This window comes from Kiloniella sp. (assembly GCF_965205715.1).
Taxonomy (GTDB): domain Bacteria; phylum Pseudomonadota; class Alphaproteobacteria; order Kiloniellales; family Kiloniellaceae; genus Kiloniella.
Genome location: NZ_CBDBHW010000001.1, coordinates 223,592 through 242,571, shown reverse-complemented (window position 1 = coordinate 242,571; position 18,980 = coordinate 223,592). Strand labels below are relative to the sequence as shown.

The window sequence follows — 18,980 nt, the reverse complement described above, 5'->3', positions numbered from 1 at the left end:
ATCATCGGAACTCGACTGATCATCTTCCGAATATACGACGTAATCGTTGCCTTCGCTGGAACTAGTCGTGTCGGTATAATCAAAGCCGCTCTCAGCCGCACCAGCGACACCTTCAGTTAAATGACCCCCGGCAAAGCCGGGGGCTTAAGCGGGTGAGCCCCTTAAAGGGGCAAATTGGGAACCGCTAAAGCGGTTATGGATTGAATATATCCATTTGGTCAAAGTACTTATCACGCTCTTCTTGCGTTCTGATATACTCCCTCACCATCTGTTCATCGAGCCCTACAGTTGAGACGAAATATCCACGGGCCCAAAAATTTTCACCCTTGAAATTCCGTGCTTTATTTTTGAATTTTCGAGCTATGGCAATCGCGCTTTTTCCTTTTAGGTATCCAACGACTTTTGAAACAGCATGTTTGGGCGGTATGCTGATACACATGTGAATGTGATCCGGCATCAAATGGCCCTCCTCAATCTTACTTTCGCGATGCCCGGCCAGTTCATGGAAAATTTCACCAAGATACTGACGTAGGTTGCCATAGATAACTTTTTGCCTGCGTTTAGGGATGAAAACCACGTGGTATTTACAATCCCATCTCGTATGTGCAAGGCTTTTGTAATCTCTCATCGGCTAATTCCTTTGTTATTTTGGTCAATAAACAAAGAAATGTAAGACCGTGGGAACGGTCAAACCATTGAGAGTCCCCCGGCATAGCCGGGGGTTTACCGGATTAAATTACGATGTTTACACTGCTAACCGCATCAATTGTTCCGGTAGCAGCACTACCATCATAACTACCACCTGGGAATGCATCGTCATCGTATTCAGATGTAGTGGTTGTAATCTCAAGAACATAGTCTGTGCTGTCGTCAACCGGGTGTTCAATTCCAATAAATCCGGAGAGATCGATATTCTGGATCCCAGGAGCCGCAAAAGTTAGAACAAGGTTGTCACCATCCATACTAACAACTGCATATGCACCATCTATGGTAATTAGAATATCAGATGGAGCAGCCTCGGCAGCTGCCTCGGCAAGATTTACATTTGGATTATTGAAGGTTGTGTAAACCCAATCACCCTGGCTTGTGCCCTTGTCGAGAACAATTTGGGTAATGCCTTCAGATTTGTCCGCATCGGCAGCATCCGTACTTGTTCCGTTGCCTTCGCCATGCTGACCAAAACCATCTTCGGTGCCTGCTGCGTATTTAACATCAACAAGCAATAGTGTTTCAGCCTGGAAATTGCCGCTGGCATCGGTACCGTGAAGTTCTTCACTTGACTGACGATCTTCCGAGTAAGTAACCGTGTTACCGTTAACGGTAAAGCCTAGGCTGCCTGCGCCTTCGCCAGCTTCATCAACAGCGTCGTCATATCCAAAATCGGTTTCGGCACGACCAACAACGCCTACGATTTCGATGGAAACCGTGCTGCTGGTATCAATTGTACCATTAGCGGCTGTGGTTCCATCGTAAACGCCCGCATCAGAGAACGCATCATCATCGTATTCAGAAGTCGTGGTCGTTACAGTTAGATCAAAATCGGTGCTGTCATCACGTGGCATTACAATACCGACGACACCAGAAAGATCAATATTCTGAACCCCTGGCGCATCGAAGGTAATAACCAAAGTTGTGCCTACTTCGGCTACAGTCGCAAAACCTCCGCCAAGCGGTAAAGTTCCATCATTTTCAAGTTCGTAAAGCCAAGCGCCATCGCTCGTGCTTTTATCGATAACAATCTGAGTAATACCTTCAGATTTGTCTGCATCAGCAATTGCTGTGCTTGTTCCGTTGCCTTCACCATGCTGACCGGAACCATCTTCGGTACCTGCAGTGTACTTAACATCCACAACCAAAGTAGATTCAGTCTGGAGGTTACCACTGGCATCTCTACCGTGAAGCTCTTTATCACTCTGATTATCTTCGGAGTAAGTGACTGTCTGGTTACCAGATGCATCGGTCGTGACGACAAAGTCATCGTCTTCACCATCAGCATCGTCATAACCGAAATCAGTTTCGGCACGACCAACTACGCCAGTAATATCAACATTGTAGTCAATTTCAGTTTCGCGAGATTCAAAGTGCTCGTGCACTTCGCCCTCGGGGTTCACCTCTGTGGTCGTGTATTTAACGTTTACGTTGTAGTCATCACTATCATCGAGCGGATGCTGTACAGCAATCTGATTTGTCAGATCTACTGATCCAGCAAGCACCGGATTGTTAAATGTGATTGTTAGAACGTGATTATCAATTTCGATGTCACCATCAACAGTGACGTCGTTCCCATTCGCATCAACGAAGGTAAAGGAAATTGTACCGCCATCAACCAATTCTACTGGAGTAGCGCCTCTGTTATCAACAAAGACCGCGCCGTCATCAGCGCCAGTAAGTCTCACTTCGATTTCGGTAATAGCTTCGGAGCCATCCTTATCGATGATGTCTGCCGCAGCGTGTACATTTATAACAAGCGGTTGCTCAGTCTGCGGCTCGCCTTCAGAATCCGCGCCATGGCTAACAGCTTGGCTCTGCCCATCTTCAGCAAAAGTTACAGTGCCATCTTCAGAAGAAAGCTCTCCTTCAATAAGACCCCTATTTTGAGGATCGACGGGGGCTTCTGATTCTTCAGAATCAACGTCAGGACTGTCAAAACCAACGCGTTCGAGAACGACACCATCAGCAATTGCCTCAATGTTCACATGAAGAACACCGGTAGAAGTTGTTTCGTTGTTATTTAGGTCGCCGTCGGTTTCGTCGAGCAGTTCGTTATCTTGAGCATTATCACGTGTTGTGACGCTGTAATTTACATCAAAATCATCATCTGCGTGTTGCGGCAGACGGACTTCGAGTACAGTTCCATCCGGCACAGAGCCAGACGCATCGGTATCAGATTCAAAATTCGGTCTAACATTAAATTCAGTTACCGTAGGATTTCCAGAGGAATCGCGGTCGGAATAATCCGTCTGAGTTATGAGAACTGATTCTGGAATATTGCCGTCGAGATATACTTCCCAAACGCGGATACCAGCATTGGTCTCGGTATCAAAATCGAGAGTTAGCTCGCCATTTTCAATTGTTGCCGTGGCATCAACAAGACCAGCAAACAGAACAGGGTTGCCATCAGCATCAAGTTCGCCACCAATTTCAGCCCAAACAGCCCAAACCTGAACAGTACTTTCGACAAATTCGCCTTCACCAGTATCAACATTTCCAGTTACGGGCTCGCCACCGATTACAAAATAAGCCTGCCCCTGATCGGGCACACTGCCATCAGGAGACCCATCTGGCGCAGATACCAGTTCAAAAGTCCTAGGGTCGGTTTCACTAAGATTAGAACCTTCAGGCTCTACTTCACCAAGAAGCTGATCAACAAGACCAATTTTAATTGTTGTGATCTCTTCTGAACCATCGCGGTCTTCACCGATCTTCGCGCTGAAATCAAGGTTATAATCTTGATTTACGTCTGCGTGAGAGACACCTGACGCATCAATACTTACAGATGCAAATGATTGGTCACTGTAGCCTTCTTCGGCATTGTCTTCATTAAAAGTAACCGTCGCGCCGTTATCGTCGCAAGGCACACCCGTTACATGCGGATCATCACCTTCGGCGCCTTCACCACCACCGTCACCTTCACCCGCAACACCTGCAGGTTGAGGATCTATAGCAGCGAGAATACTTCCATCGGCATCAATTGGCTGGCCGTCGGCATTGAAACGTTGTGTGAGAATTACTTCATTTTCATCATCTTGCCAAACGACAACAAAACCACCGTTTGCGAGAGATGTTATGTGCGCATCATCACCATTTTCAATTGTGAGAGTTTCTACTCTAGTGTTGTTCTGATCAAAGACCTGAATTTCAATCGCATCCTGATCAGGATCTTCACCCTCGCCCAGAATTTCTGTTTCAAATACAATGGCAAAGCCACCATTACTCAATCCAGTGACTTCAGGATTTTCATTATCAAGTTCGGGATCCAAACCATCAAGAGTTACTGTAAGTGGATCTGAGCCATCAGAATCCGCGCCGAAACGACGGACTTCGATTGTGCCCTCAGCGTAATTTTCCCAAACAACAACGAAACCACCATCCGCTAAACTTGCAACATCCGGATCTCTATCATCAGCGCCCTCTGCTTCAATTCGGATAGGGCCAGCATCATTAAAGGGAGTCCCATCACTATTAAAGCGTTGCAGATAAATGTCTTCATCGACAGTAGAATCATCGGCATTCTGTTCCGCAGGCCAAGCAACGACAAAGCCACCATCGAGAAGGCCTGTTATTGAAGGCTCACCAAGATATACATCATCAATACCATCTTCTTTAGGCGTCTCTATGCTAATTAATTCTTCATCAGCACTATTGTAGTTATAAATCTTGACGTTAAGGCTGTTGTCACTGCTGCCTTTTTCCCCACCATCTAACCAAGTTACTGCGAATCCGCCATCAGAAAGGGCAGCCACGTCCGGGTATTGAGTACCCTTACCGCCGTCGCCATCAACAACAAAGCTCTCGCCGCGTGGATCACCATCGACACCAAACACTTGGGCACGAACTATTTCGCCACCACTTCCGTCCTCACCAATATGGTCCTGCCAAACAGCTACAAAGCCGCCATTTGCCAAAGCCCGAATAGAAACATCAGGCGTTGCATGCGCGTCATCACTGAGTTCGGATAAATTTTCAGGATTGTCGGGATCGAATACGGCCGCAACGTCTGCCCCACGATACCATGAATCAAAAACTGTAACAAAATCACCGACTTCACTGAGATTGTTTTCTTCAGAAGGCCCATCAGTATCGACGATATTCAGCTCAGCCTGATCGACAACTGCGTCAATTGTCGCGACAAAAGTACCACCTACAGGGGCTTCACCTGCTGTACCTGTCGCGGTAAAGATAAGCGGCATGTCTGCGTCACTATTTGATGGCGGCAGTACAAAGATGCCTTCTGCAACCTGGGCAGCAGTCAGAATAACAACTCCACCCGGAGCCTCGATCGCATTACCAAAGTTGATGGTGCCATCGTCATTTACAGGATTACCAACAAAGAAAACTGATCCATCAGGCAGACCGGCAACGGTTAGGGAGGCTAAATTGCCCCCGCCGACAGTGACAAGGATCTCCATGGGAGAGTGTGTTGTTTCGCAATCATCCTGGCGATGATCCCAGTCTTCAAAACCGCCTTGATAGATAACACCGTCGATTTCTGTACCTGCGATTTCTGTCTCGAAGCCAATATTAAGGGTAAGGACTCCTGGTAAATCTTCTCCGTTTTCGAGCAAACCGAACTCAAGCTCTGTCGGATCAAGAACACCCTGTGCATTCAGGAGATCAATCGCACTACCGAGATCATCACTGTATGTACTACCACCACCACCAGCTGGGCCTGCACCTGCGCCCGCTGCGGTCTCGAGAGTTTCGCCATCAGCAAGCGCCTGTGCCTGACCGATCAGCAATCCAGCTGAAAGTTCCACACCGCCAATAACGAGAACAGGCGCATCAGCGCCTTGAGATTCTTCAACCAGATTTAGAAAGATAATTCGACCGCCGTCTTCGCCGAAAGTCAGAACGAAATCTCCGTCTACTATCGACGGAGTCGCGGCTGCGGCATCAAAGATTAAAGTGGCCGTCTGACCCTTTACCAGGGAGACATTAACTTCTTCACCAGCTCCCGGCGCCGAGACTTCAATTGCCCCTGCAGCCTGACCAACCAAGGCTTCACGCCCGGCTTCGCCGCTCACACTAATATCAACAGTTTCAGCCAGAGCTTCGCCATCATTACGAGTTAGATCATCAGTCATTAGAATCCCCCTTAAGGTTCCTATCTAGTACGCCCATTGCAGACGCTTTTTGTTTCGGCACAGTTTATTCGGCAGCGCAAAATGCGCATAAACTTTGGAAGTTATATTAAAGAGATATAGTTTCAACTCAAGCGTTTAAGCTCAAATAACTACATTGATATGTATGAGTCTTTAAAAATTTAGATAATTTCATCGTTAATACCCCCGTCTACGATCAAACTACAATAAGTAGATCCCCTAATTACCCACCATCATTAAGGCAAAGCCCCTAACAAAGAACTAAGGAAACCTTTCCTAATCCTTTACAAAGGTCATATATGAAGGAAATCTGAGGTAAAATTCACAAAAAAAAGCCCCACCAAAATGGCAGGGCTTTTAGATGGCATTGCTGCCAAATTTTTGAAATTGCGTCTTGATTTAAGGAACCAAGTCGATTTCAACGACGCGGTTACCAGGCTCACGTACACCATCTTCGGTTGGAATTAGAGACTGGGTCTCACCAACAGCATCAGGAACGATACGTCCAACATCAACACCGGAACGACCCATTGCTTCCATGACAACGGACAGACGACGCTGAGAAAGAGCTTGGTTGTAATCAACACCGCCGGAACGGTCAGCATGAGCAACCAGACGAACAGTAGTCCCGTCATCTGACTGCGCAGCAGCAAGAGCTTCTTCTAAGGAAGCACGACCAACGTCAGTAGCAACCGTGCTATCAAAGTTGAAGTATACAAGGAAAGAGCTCGCCTGTGGCGCTTCAGCTGCAGCAGGTACAGGCGCTAGGTAAGGCTGAAAATCAGTCAACTGGAATGTTGCAAGCGCATCAAGACCATTAATAGCGGCTTCGAAAGCTTCTTTACATTCTTCACCATGGGTAGATGGCTGATACTGTACAGAACGTCCTGCTTCAGTCGCTTCGATCCAGCAGTCATAGCTCACTTGAGCTTTTGCAGCCAACTGTGGCGCAACTACACGGCCACCGCGGTCAAAAGCTTTGCGCATACGCAAAAGAGCATCGGCAAACTGTGGCTTTTGGTCATCGCGCAACCAGCGATCGTCAGGCTCATCCGGAAGAACACTTGAACGGCGCGCAGCAGTGCGTGCTTTGTGGTTAAAGTGTTCAGCGTCTACGAGATCCCAATTATCATCGCGCTCTTCTGAGAGAGCAAGATACCCGTCATACAGCGCGTTGCTGAACTGGATACCTTCAACTTCACGATCCTGAGCACTGTCAGTATCAAACAAACCACCGAATATTGCATCCAGCGGTCCAGCATTTGCCGGTGCAACTGCGATCACAGCCGCAACAGCCCCGAACAGAAAACTTTTGGTTTTCATTGTCCACCCCTTAATGAGTGCTGCAACCCACAGCAGAAATAATTTCAGTAATACCTATAACGTTTCAAACTCTTAAGAGCAAGTCGTTGAAAGCAATTTATAGGATAACATTACTAGATATACACCAGAATAGTTAATAAACCTGATTTTGCAACAACTTTTAAGAGTGATTTCAGGAGGTAAACACTCATAAAGAAAAGGATTCTTCGACGCTGAAAGTATTAAGAATCCGTTAACTTAAGGAACCCAAAAAGGTCACACCCTCTATAGCAATTGCCCTGCTACCTTCCGTACTCAGTTAATTATTGTACAGAAGTTTCAAATTATATGACCCAGTGTTTACCTGTTGCTCCACGGAAAAATACATCTCCTTCCTCCCTATGGAAGCTTTTATATGTAACCACCTCTCTGGCCTTATTTACCCCTGGGGCCTCGGCACAAGCATCCTCGCTTTATAAAAACAATATTATCCCAAGCGCCCCCAACGTGGATAATCTTGCAGCAACACATAACGGGACCGTTAATGCGAACACTTTTCCCTGGAGCACTATTGGTAGGCTCAATGTCGGCGGAAGGACTTACTGTACGGCGGTGATGATCGGCACAAAGCACCTCTATACACAGGCTAATTGCCTATACAATAAGGCTGAAAAACGCTGGTGGAAAGAAAGCGAACTTCATTACCGCGCAGGTTACCAGCATGACAAGCACATTGCCTCTTCTAACATTTCCCGGGTTGAGATTGCAGATGCCTACAATCCCAAAGCACCTGATAGCCTTGCATCCATTGCCAACAATTGGGCTTTGATCACTTTGAACAAACCCTTAGGGAAGCATACTGGCTGGCTTGGAATTAAGGGTCTTAACAAAGGTATGCGGCAAAAGTTAAAGTCAGGATCAGCAAAAATGTTTAATGCTGGATACCATAGCGGATGGGAACATGCGGTGCGGCTATCAAACGGATGCTCAAGCAAAGTTTCCAAGCAAATAATTCCAGGTGTGGGAGCCATTCCTTGCCGTGGACAGGACGTTCGACAGCGTTCTCTGCCGACAATTTATTACCAAAACGGCTCTTATCAACTGGTTTCTTCTGCCGTATTTACTCAAAGCGACAGCCCGAGACGGAATGATAGCTGGGTTTTCGCCAGTTTAAAAAATGCGAAAAGAACTTGGGGCTCTAGTCATCGTCCCTAAGCATATAAAATATCAGGCAGAGTGAATTTCAGGGGGCGTGTAAATCGTAACCTCTGGAATTTCGCCAGTGTACTTTTCAATTTCAACCAAGGTTGAGTGAGCTACCGGTCCCTGCCCGAGCTCGGAAGATCCTTCATCTCGGGTCAGCACATTTGGATTCCCTGCCTTATCCAAGCTTCCGATGACACCGGGCTCCAAGGGATCATACCAAGCACCTGTCGGCAATTGAACGACACCAAGCTGGACATTCTCACCAACTATCAAACCGGCAAGTGTCGCCCCGCGATCGTTATAAACTCTGACGACATCCCCGGCACAAAGTCCTCTTTCTCGCGCATCTTCAGGGTGCATGGTAATCGCCTCGCGCCCTGACACTTTAGATTTTTGGCTGGTTTGACCATGATCAAACTGACTATGCAATCTGGTTGTCGGCTGATTAGACATCAAATGAAGTGGATATTTTTCAGCTAACTCCGCCCCCAACCATTCTTTTGGCTCGAGCCATACCGGATGCCCAGGACAGCTTTCAAGCTTGAAAGAAGCAACACGCCGAGAGAAGATTTCAATCTTTCCAGATTTTGTCCGCAGAGGGTTTCTTTCTGGGGACAGCCGAAAATCTTCTAATAAGACTAGGTCTTTCCCATCTGGAAGAACATATTCTCCCTGTTCCCAAAAGTCATCAAACTCTGGCATTTCAATATTTAGAGAAGCCGTGCGTTGGCGGTTTCGAGTGTGTAAATACCGTAGCCACTCCATCTCGCTCCGCCCTTCAGTAAACCGGGCCCGCTCTCCCATGACCTCTGCGATACCACCAAAGATATCATAATCATTTTTGGCCTCCCCTATAGGGGCAACCACCTTCTTCAGGGCATAGACGTGTTCATCACGTTTAGCGCTAACAATATCATTTCGTTCTGCAGTCATTGTTGCAGGCAAAACGATATCGGCATGGCGTGACAAAGCATTCCAGGTTTGCTCGTGAACGATAATGCTATCTGGCTTTTGCCAGGCCTTTAGTAAACGATTGAGGTCTTGGTGATGGTGGAAAGGGTTGCCCCCAGCCCAATAAACAACCTTGGTGTCTGGATAAACATAGGACTTGCCGTTGTACTGAAAAGTTTCGCCGGGTTTGAAAAGCAAGTCACTGATTCGGGCGACAGGAATGAAATCAGTAACGTTATTTACCCCTTGATCCAGTGACGCCCAGGTGAACTCTCTAAATTGATGACCGACACCATTCACGCCCGCATAACCGAGCCCAAATCCACCACCCGGAAGACCGATCTGCCCCAACATTGCCGCAAGAACAATCAACATCCAATGCGCTTGCTCTCCATGGTCAGCCCTTTGCAGAGACCAACTCGCGGTTACCATTGTACGCTTGCCTGCCATCTCCAGGGCAAGACCTTGGATAATCTTAGCATCCACGCCGGATATTTTTGCCGCCCAATCAGTATCCTTAGGCTGACCATCAATCTCGCCGGTCAAATAAGGGACAAACTCCTCAAACCCAACACAATACCGCCCGAGGAATTCTTCATCATGCAACCCTCGGCTATAAAGAGTGTAGGCCAACGCCAACATAATGGAGACATCTGTATTAGGTCGGGGGTTATGATGGATCGCCTCAAGGCCATCGTCGACATCATCACGAATGGGGCTAAAATTTACAAACTTCGTGCCCGCTTCTTTGCACCGAAGAAGACCCTCTCGTGCAGAGTGACGCCCCACTCCACCTGCATTAATTTGCCCGGTTTTAAGTGCCGCCCCGCCAAACATAACCATTAACTCACAGTGTTTTTCAAGCACTGGCCAGGACGTATGCTGGGTCAGCAACCAACTCATTGAACCAACAACGTGCGGCAGGATAACTTCAGAAGCTGCGTAACTATAGGTATTGACGGATTTTGTGTAACCGCCAATACAGTTCATAAAACGATGTATCTGGCTGGGAGCATGATGGAAACGCCCCGCACTCGCCCAGCCATAAGATCCGGCAAAAATGGATTGATTGCCAAAGTCTTGTCGAACCCTGTCTAATTCCTTGGCGACGAGTTCAAACGCCTGATCCCACTCAATTTCGACAAAAGGCTCAGAACCGCGTTTTTCTGTGGCAACTCCGGGACCGTGTTCCAGATAACTCTTGCGGACGGCAGGCTTCTTTACACGGCAGGGATGTTGGATACCATCGACAAACGATTGTCCAATGGGCGATGGGTCTGGGTCAGCTCCGTGAGGTTCCACAGCTTTAATTCTGTCATCTTCAACAGAAAGTAAATATGTCCCCCAGTGCGAAGCTGTTAAAGCCTTTTCCATCACATCGTACTCTAGTTCTCAGATCCAATTGACCAACGTCATCATTGGCCGCAAGAAACACACTCGTCGCTATGATTTGCTATTCTGGTGATACCAACCTTGGATCAGAAAGCGCTTTTTCAATCAAAGACGGGTCATTTCTCATCGCCAAATGTTGATTGGCAATAACTTCGTCAATCAACAAGATGAAAGCATTCCACTGAAACTCTTTCAAGCTATCACCTTTAAGATTCTCAACGCCTTTTTTCAGACCCATAGAGAATTTCTTGATGGTTGAACGCAAAATAGCTTTGCGATGCGACCCTTTAATAGAAATCTGATCATCAATTTCTTGCTGGATTACAGATTTTTTTAAAGGCACAACAACTTCAGTCCCCTGAATAGTTACTGTCGCATCCCATGAAAATTCATCTTCGTTTGTATCAACGTCACTCATAATTTTTCTTTTCTAGCTCAACCCGTTTCGTTCTGGCTTCGCTTCAATTCGAGTTATTTTTTTGGTTTATTTTCGCGCCGATAGGCTTTTACATAATCCTCAAGAAGATCAGCGACCAAATCAGGATCACCAAGGGAATCCCAGATTGATAGATCGATTTCATCATCATCGGTATAGCGTAGTCCGAAAACGATTAAATCTTCTGCACCATATTCAACCAGCTCTTCACGAAGGCCTTCGAGAAGTTCGTCTGTTTCTGTATTATTTTCACTCATGGTCAACTTATCCCAAAATCGGTTATTGATAATGCTCGCCCATTAGCCAGCCATCACTTATTCTCCGTCGACTTATGTCAGAGCAGAGATGATCAGAAAAGAAAATTCCTTATCTCAAGTTGATCTCTTAACACATCAAGCATTAATTATCATTTTCCACCTTCACTTATTGCCGGAAACTCCGATTATGAACCACCTACACCCAAATATTGAAGCAGCGATCAAGCATCAGGTAGAGCTCTTGAATACAGGTCGAGTGCTCGAAGCTTTTGATCTATTTTTCAGCGATCACGGTGAGATGTATGAAAATGATAATCTTTTTGGACATGGTAAGATTGAATGTCGTAAAAGACAGGAGCCCTATATCAATTCAGCGAAAGAGATCTTGGGACAAATTACTGACGTTAAAATTATCCCACTTGCGCAGATATGCATATTTCGAAATCAATCGAGTTTTATCGACCAAAAAGACAAGGAAATCCAGATCAATGGGCTTCATTGGCAACAATGGGAAAACGGTAAAATTATCGAAGAGTGTTACTTTCACTCCGATAAAATGGACAAAATCATCGCCTCTGGGATTCTTGATAATCCAGAAAAATTAAAAGAAAATTCCTGAGGTTAACCCTTTGGAAAGCGTCGATTTCGGACATCCTCGGCATAGTTATGCGCGGCCTTGGTGATATCTTCATGCACTTCGGCATACCTTTTGACAAAAGACGGAACATACCCCGTGCCTTGCCCAATCATATCTTCCGTTACAAGGATCTGACCGTCACAGTCCACGCCAGCGCCAATTCCAATCGTTGGAATGGCAATTTCATCAGTAATCAAACGAGAAATTGCAGGCTCCGTACATTCAATTACAGTTGCAAATGCCCCTGCGTCAGCAACTGCACGGGCGTCAGCAAGGATTTTTTCTTCGTCACGTTGAGTTAGGAAACCACCAACTCTATTAGAGTGTTGCGGCAACAAACCAACATGAGCCAAAACCGGCACGCCTCGTTCGACAAGGAAGGTAATAGTTTCAGCCATTTCCTGTCCCCCCTCCAGCTTAACACCAGCGCATCCAGTTTCAGACATCACCCGGGCAGCGTTTTCAAAAGCTTGAGCTGGTGAAGCCTGATAACTACCAAAAGGCATATCAACAATCACACAGGCTTTTTCACTCCCTCTAACCACAGCTGCGCCATGGGCAATCATCATCTCCAAGGTTACCCCTAGAGTACTGGGCAAACCGTACAGAACCATCCCCATGCTATCGCCAACCAAAAGAAAATCGACATGCTCATCGAGTAATCCTGCCAATGGAGCCGTATAGGCAGTCAGGCTTACGATCGGCCTTTGGCCTTTAAGTCTCATAATCTGTGGGATAGTGGTTCTTTTAGCCATAACACCTAAGCTCTCTGTGACGATTTAATGCCACTATAAACTCATTTATTGTGCACCGCAACAAGACGAAAGAACATCATCTCACATAGCTTTATTGTCCCAAGACAATAAAGCTACCGGCTTACAGATAAACTGTTAAGGCTAACATCATATCAACGTCTTTTCCGTTTTGGGCCAAAGGCAACATTATCCGTTCGATGGTTTTATAATCGGGAATATGAAATGATGCTGGACCTGAGCGATGACTAACCTGCCCTTTAACAGCAAGATCGACATAATTCGAATATGTCTTTGAGGAGGAAAAATCAGGGTAAACTTCGTCTATCCATCTCCCCGTATAGTCATGTTTCATCGCCTCAACATGAGCGGTGCCAAAAAGCCGAAACTTAAAACGGGTCGGGTTGTGAAAGATATCAACCAGCCAAATATTGGGTAAAAGCTGGGGTATATCGATAGGATCCACATGTTGGCGACCTGGCAAAACATTTTCAGCCGGATGTATGGACGCCCAATACTCATAAAGAGCTCGATTTTTTTCACCCCAGCTCTCAAGTTCGCTTTGAGAATACAAACTCAAGTCCGCCCCACCCTACTAGATTTTCATGACTAGTTTTAGCCGCAAGAACAGCGACTAATTTTCCGTACCAGTAATACCTAACATATAACAGCTAGGCTCAGCGTACAAATTTTGTGACAATTAGCCAGTCAGAACTGAAAAACGTCCATCCAGTCGAATATGCGGATCGGGTATGTGGGTTGGGTAGGTTGAGCGGCCGTTTATTCGACCATTCGTGTCCCTTCCACAGCGTGATAAAACCCGTTCGAGAAAGGCGCAAATGTGACCAAACGCTCTAAATCAGCACTGGATCTCTCTAGATCATCGTCTCCATCTAGAGTGCGGCGATAAACTTCCGCTACCTTCACCATATCAGCGTCATGGGGCCATAACCTGAAATGGGTCACACCTAATCCGGATAAGTCTCTGAGCTCACCCAGTAAATTGTTGACGGTGTGGGACATTGTATGCGTTCCGTTCACAGCTAGAAACGGATCGCCATCCATAGTTGCGACATCCATACCGTCGGGATCATTCTCGCAAACATAAAGACACCCGTCTTTCGACAAGTTATGAGACCTTGCATGGTAACAACGTGCAGAAAGCGCCAAGGGAAGTCGACCAAAGGCCTGTATTTCAATCTCTCGCCCACTAGCTCTCGCTGATAGTTTCGCGATAGAATCAACTGGTAATTCACACGGTAATACTATTCGTGTGGCCCCATTTTGATAAAAATAATCTAAGGTGCCTTCATTATATAAATTTACAAAGGGCCCAACCACATGAGGCTTTCCAGATAAGAGGCTTATCGCCGATAGATCATTCGCCTCGATTTCCCAGGGACACCCTGAAGTTAAATCACTCAACTCGCCCCTCTCACGCCCGGACATAACCAGCGCCAGAGAGGATAAAACAACTTTCTTTCCTGAAGCTTCTAAGCGCTCACAAATATCCGGAATGTAGGGCGTGAAAAATGGCGTTCTCTTTGAGCAGGTAACTTCGCCAATATAGACCACATCAACCGGGGCTTCATCCGCTACCTGATAGTAAAAGTCTCGTTTTTTCTCAGCAGGCCAGTTGTAAAGCAATGGCCCCATTGTCAGTTTTTGCTGTTCAGACATGGCAACTATCTCCAGTTCTTCTGATAGGCACCAGCGGTAGAGCGGGTTCCTTCGGTTATGTTTGCCATGTCCATAAAGGGCACAGGTTCGCCTTGCATAGCAGCATCTATGGCTTTTCGATAACCCGATACCACTTGGGCAACATAGGCCTTCCCTCTTTGGCGACCCTCAATCTTGAGCGCTTTAACACCTGACTGGATAAGCTCGGGCAGCATCATCATTACATTCAAAGAAGTCGGCTCTTCGAAAAGGTAAGAGGGATCGCCGGTGTGTCCAACAAACCGCCCTTTGCAAAGCGTCGGATACCCTGCTGGCTCCCCATCTGGAAAAGAATTAATCGTAAACTCCCCCAGCTTAGACACTAACTTGCCGCGACGTTGTTCATACTCCACGTGACTGGCAGGTGAGCAAACACCGTTCATATTAGGAGATTTTCCAGTTGCATAGGATGATAGCGAGCATCGCCCCTCCGCCATCACACACATCCCCCCGAATGCAAAAACCTCTGTCTCGACATCAATCTCGTTAATTAAGTCAGCTATTTCCCGAACCGTTAGGACACGAGGCAACACCACCCGTTGTACGTCAAAGGCCTGCTTATAAAACCGGATGGCTTCGGGGTTAGAGGCAGAAGCCTGAACCGAGAGATGGCGACGTAACGTTGGATGATTTTTTTGGGCATAATCCAACAAACCGATGTCGGCAAGGATAACAGCATCGACACCGACCCTCGCCGCGGTATCCACGGCTTTGTGCCAAGGTGCCAAATTTCCGGCCTGAGGATAGGTGTTGATCGCGACATATATCTGACGCCCCATACCATGGGCCAATGACACCGCCTCTTGCAACTCTTCCGGGCTAAAGTTCAAACCGGGAAAGTTTCGGGCATTTGTCTCATCTCTAAAACCGACGTAAACAACATCGGCACCAGCCTCGAGAGCAGCTCTTAGTGCCGAAGGTGTTCCTGCTGGACACACGAGTTCCATGCTTTATGTCCTTACCATTTTAGCTGTGCTGTTTCGACGAGAGGTTTTAATTTTTTTCAGCTCTTTTTCAATTTTCATCATTCGATCCTCCTGACGATCCAGATCATCATCGATTTGAGAGACTTTCAGCGTGAGGGGGGCAACGAGAGAATTGTGCACCTGTTGAAAATCTCTTTGAACTGCCCCGTACAACGTCACTGCCCTTGAAAGAGCCTTATCCAATAACGGCTTTAAAACGGCCAACCGGCCCGCCATAATTTCTTCAAAAGAAATATCCACACTATCGACTGCATTTCTCAAGGTAAGAACCGCTTCGGTATCACCTTGAACATTGATCTCTCTGGAGAAAAACAAAGCATCTCCATCGACAGTACCCTCTAACAGTTGGATCAAAGATAACATTGGGCCGGATATCGTCGTATCAGCATCAGGTAAATCATGATCTTTTGATAAGACTTCTATCGTCGCTTTGCCCTCATCCAAGGACAATAGAAAGCAGAAATGAAAATCGACAGGCATGATAAGAAAACGACTATGACCTAGCGGGGCTAATCGTTGAAAAACAGCAGGGTAAAGGAATTCAATTCGTTTAAGGATGTGCTGAACCAGGGGCCTGAATAACACTATTGGTAAAGGACGCAAGGCAAAGCCTGCAAATAGCATCGGCGAAAACGTTGGCACCTGTGATGGAGTATTCTGATCCTGCATGATTAAAACTTTTACCCCGTAACGATGTGCAAACTGACAATTCAAAATGGGGATATAGCGCTCAACGAAACCAACAGGCATTGATCTTCATCAAGTACGACACATCTTTAAGTCATTATGGTGCCTATACTTACCCTTACCCTCAAAGATTACCGCTCAGGAGAAGATCATGACGACCCAGGCCACTGATAATGGGATCGCACGTATCGGCATTGTTACTGTTTCAGATAGGGCAAGCCGCGGTGAATATGAAGATTTGGGTGGCCCCGCGATTAAAAAGGAACTTTCAGAAATTCTGACTTCTGTCTGGGAAGCAGTTCCGCGTGTCATTTCTGACGACCAGGCCCTAATTGAAAGCACTTTGAAGCAACTGGCAGATGAAGAAGACTGTTGCTTGATTGTTACCACTGGCGGTACTGGCCCAGCGCCACGCGACGTTACTCCAGAAGCAACGGAAGCTGTGAGCGAGAAATTAATGCCCGGATTTGGTGAACTGATGCGTCAAGTCAGTCTAAAGTTCGTTCCAACAGCTATCCTCTCTCGTCAGACCGCATGCATTAGGGGAAAAAGCCTGATTATAAATCTTCCCGGAAAGCCCTCTGCCATTAAAGACTGTCTTGATGCTGTTTTCCCTGCCGTACCCTATTGCATCGATTTGATCGAAGGCCCTTACCTCGAAACAGATGAAAGCATCTGCAAAGCATTCCGCCCCAAAAGCAAATAACCGAGGAACAGTTAGTCCCGAACTCACTCCCCCATCAGATGGGCGACAACCTGCCGGCTGTGAGCTGCTGTTCGATGCTCAAATAGATAGATCCCCTGCCAAGTGCCAAGTGCGAGCGACCCATGAACAATAGGAATGCTCAGCTGAACATCCGTCAGGGCAGATCGAATGTGCGCAGGCATATCATCAGGCCCCTCACAGGTATGACGATATAGATCGGGATTCTCTTCGACGAATCGACGAAAGAAATTATTCAAATCATATTGGACATCTGGGTCAGCGTTTTCCTGAATGGTTAGAGACGCTGAAGTATGGCGGATAAAAAGGGTTAACAACCCACAGGTGATATTCTGAAGGCCTGCCCAATCACTGACTTCACGGGAAAACTCATAAAGCCCTTGCCCCCGGGTGTGTATTTCAAATATGTTCTGCACCAGTTTCATTCATACCTCCGGCTATTAAGCCACCTACAAGACTACAAGAATGGTTGGTAAAACCTCTTTTTCAGAGAATTACCACATTTTTGCCTACTATTAACCCATGTTCGAATGAAACGTGTTAAACACGGTGCCCTTGCCACCCCAGTGACAAACAGTCCCAGTGTCCCAAACAGTTAGATCGAACAGAACAATAACAATGGCGAAAACATTCGATATAGTTAAAGTTTTAGAAGTATCCGAGCAAAATATTAAGTCTGTTGCTCAGATTAACCTCTATCGCTACTGGCTTGAGCTCAAAGCAGACAGAGATCTGCCTGACTGGCAGGATTTTAACCCAAGTGTCATCCGGGAGAGTCTTCCTGGAATTATGCTCTATGACGTATTCAATGCGAATGAGTTCTTTGTCTCTATCATCGGTGAAAACTGTCGCGAGACCTTTGGCATTCCGTCCAAACGTTCACCCGTCGAAGATATTGTACCCGCAAACGCCCTACCGGATTTAAGAAGTCGCTTGTCGCATGTCCTGAACACCCGCAAGCCACATCTGGTTACGAAACGCATGACATGGATGACTGAAACCAGCCGCGAAGAACAGCAGCAATCCTACACCGTCCTATTCCTGCCCTTCAATATCGAACATGATAAAGTTCAGCTAAAAATACTAAATTCCCTATATTTTCATTAATTTAGTCTGTTTCAGGCATAAATCTCCTTTCTTCTGATCCGCTTTACCCTCCTCTTCTCTTGCCGTAACCCGGACGAGAAAGCTACCTTGTGCTCGAACAGTTAGATTCTTGGAGATAAAATAGTGAAGACACGTATTAAATGGATCGAAAACGTCGCCTTTATGGCTGAAAGTGGATCCGGACATGCTGTTGTCATGGATGGTGCCATAGAAGGCGGCGGAAGAAACCTTGGCCCCCGCCCTATGGAGATGTTGTTGATGGGATTGGGTGGATGTTCAGCTTACGATGTTGTTCATATTCTCAAAAAAGGAAGAGAAAACGTCGAGGATGTCGATGTTGATGTTGAAGCAGAGCGCGCTGACACTGACCCAAAGGTATTTACTAAGATACATCTACATTTCCGCGTAAAAGGGGAAGGTCTTAATGAAAAGAAGGTCGGACGCGCGGTAGAGCTTTCAGCGGATAAATACTGCTCCGCCTCTATAATGCTCGGTAAAGCCGCCGAAATAACCCATAGCTTCGAATTGATTGCGTAAGTTTCATGAGAGCTGTTCTACAACGGGTAAGTGAAGCTTCTGTAACGGTTGATGGCACCGTTACGGGAGCGATAGAAAGAGGACTTCTGGTTCTCATTTGTGCTGAGCACGGCGACACCGACGAAGAAACCAGGTATTTCGCACGAAAGATCAATAAGATGCGGATCTTCACCGACGATTCCGGAAAGATGAACCTGTCCGTTCAAGATGTCGGTGGCGCAGCTTTAGTGGTGAGCCAGTTTACCCTTGCTGCGAACTGGAAAAAAGGGAACCGACCCGGCTTTTCTGCAGCGGCCTCCCCTGATGAAGGAGAGCGCTTATACGAACTACTTTGTAAGTCTTTACAAGAAGAAGGCTTAGCCGTGGAAAAAGGTATTTTTGGGGCTCATATGGATGTCCGCCTACTAAATGATGGCCCTGTCACGATCATCATGGATTCCAAAGACAGCGCCTGATCTAATAAGC

General features: G+C 46.6%; 18 protein-coding genes. 6 read left to right on the top strand and 12 right to left on the bottom strand.

The genetic code is table 11. From position 1 onward, the window contains the following. Nucleotides 1–193 precede the first annotated feature (193 nt). From tnpA to ACOGW3_RS01280, 3 genes are all read right to left on the bottom strand, one after another. Nucleotides 194–628, bottom strand: a complete 435-nt coding sequence (tnpA, locus tag ACOGW3_RS01290) for an IS200/IS605 family transposase (protein ID WP_419901154.1) — start codon at nt 626–628, stop codon at nt 194–196. A gap of 103 nt (nt 629–731) precedes the next feature. Next, a complete protein-coding gene (locus tag ACOGW3_RS01285) occupies nt 732–5,804 on the bottom strand; it encodes a hypothetical protein (RefSeq protein WP_419901298.1) in 5,073 nt (1,690 codons plus the stop codon). Between the two features lie 417 nt (nt 5,805–6,221). Beyond that, complete coding sequence (locus tag ACOGW3_RS01280) at nt 6,222–7,145, bottom strand: OmpA family protein (RefSeq protein WP_419901297.1); 924 nt, start codon at nt 7,143–7,145, stop codon at nt 6,222–6,224. A gap of 486 nt (nt 7,146–7,631) precedes the next feature. Between ACOGW3_RS01280 and ACOGW3_RS01275 the strand changes: the two genes are divergently transcribed. After that, the gene (locus ACOGW3_RS01275; RefSeq protein ID WP_419901296.1) at nt 7,632–8,339 is read left to right on the top strand and encodes a trypsin-like serine peptidase; all 708 of its coding nucleotides are present in this window, start codon (nt 7,632–7,634) and stop codon (nt 8,337–8,339) included. A gap of 12 nt (nt 8,340–8,351) precedes the next feature. Here the strand turns inward: ACOGW3_RS01275 and ACOGW3_RS01270 are convergent, their stop codons facing one another. The 3 genes from ACOGW3_RS01270 to ACOGW3_RS01260 form a co-directional block, all read right to left on the bottom strand. Further along, nucleotides 8,352–10,655: a molybdopterin guanine dinucleotide-containing S/N-oxide reductase gene (locus tag ACOGW3_RS01270; RefSeq protein WP_419901295.1), complete on the bottom strand. Its 2,304-nt coding sequence runs from the start codon at nt 10,653–10,655 to the stop codon at nt 8,352–8,354. A gap of 79 nt (nt 10,656–10,734) precedes the next feature. Continuing rightward, on the bottom strand, nt 10,735–11,091 hold the full coding sequence (locus ACOGW3_RS01265; protein ID WP_419901294.1) for a hypothetical protein: 357 nt from the start codon (nt 11,089–11,091) through the stop codon (nt 10,735–10,737). A gap of 53 nt (nt 11,092–11,144) precedes the next feature. Continuing rightward, nucleotides 11,145–11,366, bottom strand: a complete 222-nt coding sequence (locus ACOGW3_RS01260; RefSeq protein ID WP_419901293.1) for a hypothetical protein — start codon at nt 11,364–11,366, stop codon at nt 11,145–11,147. Between the two features lie 88 nt (nt 11,367–11,454). On the opposite strand from ACOGW3_RS01260, the gene ACOGW3_RS01255 reads away from it, so the two are divergent. Further along, complete coding sequence (locus ACOGW3_RS01255; protein WP_419901292.1) at nt 11,455–11,985, top strand: hypothetical protein; 531 nt, start codon at nt 11,455–11,457, stop codon at nt 11,983–11,985. A 2-nt stretch (nt 11,986–11,987) separates the two neighbouring features. Here the strand turns inward: ACOGW3_RS01255 and panB are convergent, their stop codons facing one another. The 5 genes from panB to ubiT form a co-directional block, all read right to left on the bottom strand. Beyond that, the gene (gene panB, locus ACOGW3_RS01250) at nt 11,988–12,758 is read right to left on the bottom strand and encodes a 3-methyl-2-oxobutanoate hydroxymethyltransferase (RefSeq protein ID WP_419901291.1); all 771 of its coding nucleotides are present in this window, start codon (nt 12,756–12,758) and stop codon (nt 11,988–11,990) included. Nucleotides 12,759–12,879: 121 nt separating this feature from the next. Next, the gene (locus ACOGW3_RS01245) at nt 12,880–13,335 is read right to left on the bottom strand and encodes a PAS domain-containing protein (protein WP_419901290.1); all 456 of its coding nucleotides are present in this window, start codon (nt 13,333–13,335) and stop codon (nt 12,880–12,882) included. Nucleotides 13,336–13,535: 200 nt separating this feature from the next. Further along, nucleotides 13,536–14,435 carry a ubiquinone anaerobic biosynthesis protein UbiV gene (gene ubiV / locus ACOGW3_RS01240; protein ID WP_419901289.1) on the bottom strand — a complete coding sequence of 300 codons (900 nt, stop codon included), beginning with the start codon at nt 14,433–14,435 and terminating at the stop codon, nt 13,536–13,538. Between the two features lie 5 nt (nt 14,436–14,440). Beyond that, nucleotides 14,441–15,421, bottom strand: a complete 981-nt coding sequence (ubiU, locus tag ACOGW3_RS01235; protein WP_419901288.1) for a ubiquinone anaerobic biosynthesis protein UbiU — start codon at nt 15,419–15,421, stop codon at nt 14,441–14,443. Between the two features lie 3 nt (nt 15,422–15,424). Then, the gene (gene ubiT / locus ACOGW3_RS01230) at nt 15,425–16,210 is read right to left on the bottom strand and encodes a ubiquinone anaerobic biosynthesis accessory factor UbiT (protein WP_419901287.1); all 786 of its coding nucleotides are present in this window, start codon (nt 16,208–16,210) and stop codon (nt 15,425–15,427) included. Nucleotides 16,211–16,298: 88 nt separating this feature from the next. Here ubiT and mog point away from each other — a divergent pair, with 88 nt between their 5' ends. Then, nucleotides 16,299–16,853, top strand: a complete 555-nt coding sequence (gene mog / locus ACOGW3_RS01225; RefSeq protein WP_419901286.1) for a molybdopterin adenylyltransferase — start codon at nt 16,299–16,301, stop codon at nt 16,851–16,853. 23 nt (nt 16,854–16,876) lie between these two features. Here mog and ACOGW3_RS01220 read toward each other — a convergent pair whose 3' ends face one another. After that, nucleotides 16,877–17,296: a secondary thiamine-phosphate synthase enzyme YjbQ gene (locus ACOGW3_RS01220; RefSeq protein ID WP_419901285.1), complete on the bottom strand. Its 420-nt coding sequence runs from the start codon at nt 17,294–17,296 to the stop codon at nt 16,877–16,879. A gap of 193 nt (nt 17,297–17,489) precedes the next feature. Between ACOGW3_RS01220 and ACOGW3_RS01215 the strand changes: the two genes are divergently transcribed. The 3 genes from ACOGW3_RS01215 to dtd all read left to right on the top strand — a co-directional run bounded on the left by ACOGW3_RS01215 (nt 17,490) and on the right by dtd (nt 18,970). After that, a complete protein-coding gene (locus tag ACOGW3_RS01215) occupies nt 17,490–17,978 on the top strand; it encodes a PAS domain-containing protein (RefSeq protein ID WP_419901284.1) in 489 nt (162 codons plus the stop codon). 123 nt (nt 17,979–18,101) lie between these two features. Continuing rightward, nucleotides 18,102–18,515 (top strand): OsmC family protein, encoded by a 414-nt coding sequence (locus ACOGW3_RS01210; protein WP_419901283.1) that lies wholly within the window; start codon nt 18,102–18,104, stop codon nt 18,513–18,515. Nucleotides 18,516–18,520: 5 nt separating this feature from the next. After that, nucleotides 18,521–18,970, top strand: a complete 450-nt coding sequence (dtd, locus tag ACOGW3_RS01205; protein WP_419901282.1) for a D-aminoacyl-tRNA deacylase — start codon at nt 18,521–18,523, stop codon at nt 18,968–18,970. Nucleotides 18,971–18,980: the final 10 nt, after the last annotated feature.

Excerpts from the sequence above, each read along its gene's own strand:
- dtd (WP_419901282.1), top strand. The coding sequence starts at position 18,521 with ATGAGAGCTGTTCTACAACGGGTAAGTGAAGCTTCTGTAACGGTTGAT.
- tnpA (WP_419901154.1), bottom strand. The coding sequence starts at position 628 with ATGAGAGATTACAAAAGCCTTGCACATACGAGATGGGATTGTAAATAC.
- ACOGW3_RS01215 (WP_419901284.1), top strand. The coding sequence starts at position 17,490 with ATGGCGAAAACATTCGATATAGTTAAAGTTTTAGAAGTATCCGAGCAA.
- ubiT (WP_419901287.1), bottom strand. The coding sequence starts at position 16,210 with ATGCCTGTTGGTTTCGTTGAGCGCTATATCCCCATTTTGAATTGTCAG.
- ACOGW3_RS01260 (WP_419901293.1), bottom strand. The coding sequence starts at position 11,366 with ATGAGTGAAAATAATACAGAAACAGACGAACTTCTCGAAGGCCTTCGT.
- ACOGW3_RS01280 (WP_419901297.1), bottom strand. The coding sequence starts at position 7,145 with ATGAAAACCAAAAGTTTTCTGTTCGGGGCTGTTGCGGCTGTGATCGCA.
- ubiU (WP_419901288.1), bottom strand. The coding sequence starts at position 15,421 with ATGGAACTCGTGTGTCCAGCAGGAACACCTTCGGCACTAAGAGCTGCT.
- ACOGW3_RS01255 (WP_419901292.1), top strand. The coding sequence starts at position 11,455 with ATGATCAGAAAAGAAAATTCCTTATCTCAAGTTGATCTCTTAACACAT.
- panB (WP_419901291.1), bottom strand. The coding sequence starts at position 12,758 with ATGGCTAAAAGAACCACTATCCCACAGATTATGAGACTTAAAGGCCAA.
- ubiV (WP_419901289.1), bottom strand. The coding sequence starts at position 14,435 with ATGTCTGAACAGCAAAAACTGACAATGGGGCCATTGCTTTACAACTGG.
- ACOGW3_RS01220 (WP_419901285.1), bottom strand. The coding sequence starts at position 17,296 with ATGAAACTGGTGCAGAACATATTTGAAATACACACCCGGGGGCAAGGG.
- ACOGW3_RS01285 (WP_419901298.1), bottom strand. The coding sequence starts at position 5,804 with ATGACTGATGATCTAACTCGTAATGATGGCGAAGCTCTGGCTGAAACT.
- ACOGW3_RS01265 (WP_419901294.1), bottom strand. The coding sequence starts at position 11,091 with ATGAGTGACGTTGATACAAACGAAGATGAATTTTCATGGGATGCGACA.
- ACOGW3_RS01270 (WP_419901295.1), bottom strand. The coding sequence starts at position 10,655 with ATGGAAAAGGCTTTAACAGCTTCGCACTGGGGGACATATTTACTTTCT.
- mog (WP_419901286.1), top strand. The coding sequence starts at position 16,299 with ATGACGACCCAGGCCACTGATAATGGGATCGCACGTATCGGCATTGTT.